1 protein-coding gene and 1 pseudogene are annotated in these 1,207 nt (G+C 72.2%); one reads left to right on the top strand and one right to left on the bottom strand.

The genetic code is table 11. The annotated features are described in order from the left end of the window. Positions 1-350 (top strand): annotated as a pseudogene (locus MNZ27_RS24325) (hypothetical protein); the annotation flags it as partial. Positions 351-647: 297 nt separating this feature from the next. Here the strand turns inward: MNZ27_RS24325 and MNZ27_RS23210 are convergent. Next, on the bottom strand, positions 648-857 hold the full coding sequence (locus tag MNZ27_RS23210) for a DUF1059 domain-containing protein (RefSeq protein WP_242396431.1): 210 nt from the start codon (positions 855-857) through the stop codon (positions 648-650). Between the last annotated feature and the right edge of the window lie 350 nt (positions 858-1,207).

The following is a 1,207-nucleotide window of genomic DNA, read 5'->3' as shown; positions in this document are numbered from 1 at the left end:
ACGCGAACCTCTTCTCCTTCCTCCACCGGGACCTCGGCCTCTCGAAGGGCGCCGCGTTCTACCGGAAGACCGCCGCCGAGCTCGTGCAGCGCTGCCCGGAGGTGATCGAGCCGCTCAGGGACGGCCGCCTCTGCTTCACGAGCGTGGTCGAGCTCGGCGGTCCGCCGACGATCAAGAACATTCGCCTCCTTTGCCGGGCTCACAACCAGCGCGCCGCTCGGGAGGTCTTCGGGGACGCCTTGATGGACCGCTATACGCGCCGGTCGAACGATGAGCTCTTCGACCCCGCATCCGTCGAGCCACCGGGAACGCCGTCGCCGCGCGCAGCGAAGAAGAAGCGCTCCGGGTGAGCGGATGCCGGTCCGGCTCTCGAGGGACGGTGACGGGGGCCGACGTGCGGGCATCGTGCCCTCCCCAGCTCCCGCTGCCCCCGCGACCGTCGGTCGAGAGCCGTGGCGAGCGGCTCATCATGCCATCGCAGCACGGGCTTCTTCGGGGCCGATCTTGTCACTCCGGTCCCCGCCCGCGGGCGGCGCCCCGGCCTCCACCTCTTTCCCGAGCAGCCCCGCGCTCGACGTGCAGGCGCGCTCGCCCCTGCGGCCCCCACTGCGCAAGGCCTCGCCGATCGGGAGCCGGGGGGGAGCGCGCTACGGCTTCGCGGACATCGACCGCCGGTGTGCGTCGCTGTCCTCGTCGTGGATGAGCCCGCGGACCCGCTGCTCCAGATCCTTCGACATCGGCAGGTTGTGCGTTTGCTGGGCGTGGCGGCCGGCCTGGTCGAGGATCTCCTGGTCCGAGCTCCCGCGCGCCACGAAGTCGCACTTCATCCCCGCATCACGACAGTGGAAGTCCTTCATGGACCGCCCTCCTTCGATCGCATGGCCTACCGGGGCCGCGCGGCGTCGGCCAGCGGATCTCGGCGTACGGGTGGGCTCGCCGGAGCGGGGGATCGCGAGGCGGCCACGGCGGGCGGTCGGCGCCCCGCCGACCTGGCGCGCCCGCCCGCTGCGGACCGGGGTGGAGGCGCCGCGCCAGACGCCGCGCGCGATCAAGGCCCGTCGAACAATCGACGGGCCTTGACCATCCAGGAGGGGCGGGACGTCGACCGCCCCTCGCGCCCGAAGTGAATTCGGGCGCTTCACCCCACCCGCCGCCCCGCTCACGCGGGTCGGCCTGAGAGCTCGTCGAATTCTTCGACAAGCTCTCA

The organism is Anaeromyxobacter oryzisoli, from assembly GCF_022690765.1.
GTDB lineage: Bacteria > Myxococcota > Myxococcia > Myxococcales > Anaeromyxobacteraceae > Anaeromyxobacter > Anaeromyxobacter oryzisoli.
Note: the sequence above shows the minus strand (reverse complement) of the source record. Positions and strands in the feature narration are given on the sequence as shown.

Coding starts and splice junctions, on each gene's coding strand:
- MNZ27_RS23210 (WP_242396431.1), bottom strand. CDS start 857: ATGAAGGACTTCCACTGTCGTGATGCGGGGATGAAGTGCGACTTCGTG.